Raw genomic sequence first — 798 nt, 5'->3', positions numbered from 1 at the left:
CCCCACTCGCACGTCTGTCCCCGCGGCGCGATGACCTCCGCCCGCAGCCCGCCCGACGACTGACCGTTGCCGACCTCCACGAAGCGATTGCCGAAGTAGGGCTCGCCCTGTCCCTCCGTGTCGTCGGTCAGGACCGGTTCGTCGGCGCGGGGCGGAAGGTGGAGCCGGATTCCCTCGTAGGCGGCCCCGCCCTGCGACGGATGGCCGACGACGGCCTGCGCGGTGCTCTTCCGGCACGTGAGGTCGGTGACCTTCCAGTCGTTGATGGTCACCGCGTACTGGCGTGTGCTCATCACGGTCATCTTGAACGTGTCCGAGAACTCCATGCGCCCGCTGGACGTCTGCGCCTCGTTGTACCGCTGCGGAGCGTGCTCCAGCAACGGCGCGTAGGCGAGCGGACGGCCGCCCAGGGACTTGAGGTAGGAAAAGACGTCCGAGCTGGCCTTCATCTTCCGGACCTCTACGTCGGTCAGCGTCCGGTCGAGCACCATCGCCCACTCCCGGGGCTCACTCTGCTCGGGCTGCACCGACACCGTGAACGGCGGCTGAGACGCGTCGTACGCCTTGTTGGAGTCGTTCTCCTTGGTGACGCTCGGCCCGATCATGAGGTACGCCAGCAGCGCCCCGCCCAGGCCTCCCAGCACAGCGCTCACCGCCGCCACCGACAACCACAGTCTCCTCTTGCGCCGGGAGGCTCCGGCAGGCACGCCGAGCGCTTCGGGAAGGACCGCCCGCAGACCGTCGTCGGCCGCGCTGCCCGCGCCAGGAGAAGCCGGGGGCGGGGTTGGGGGCGTAGGG

General features: G+C 69.8%; 1 pseudogene. It reads right to left on the bottom strand.

Annotation, left to right across the window (positions count from 1 at the left end):
• Positions 1 to 653, bottom strand: a pseudogene (locus CCL05_RS41950) (hypothetical protein); the annotation flags it as partial.
• Between the last annotated feature and the right edge of the window lie 145 nt (positions 654 to 798).

Origin of the sequence: Streptomyces africanus, assembly GCF_002150735.1 — a bacterium.
In the GTDB taxonomy this organism is placed as follows: Bacteria; Actinomycetota; Actinomycetes; order Streptomycetales; family Streptomycetaceae; genus Streptomyces; species Streptomyces africanus.
This window is presented reverse-complemented; position numbering and strand designations above follow the sequence as displayed.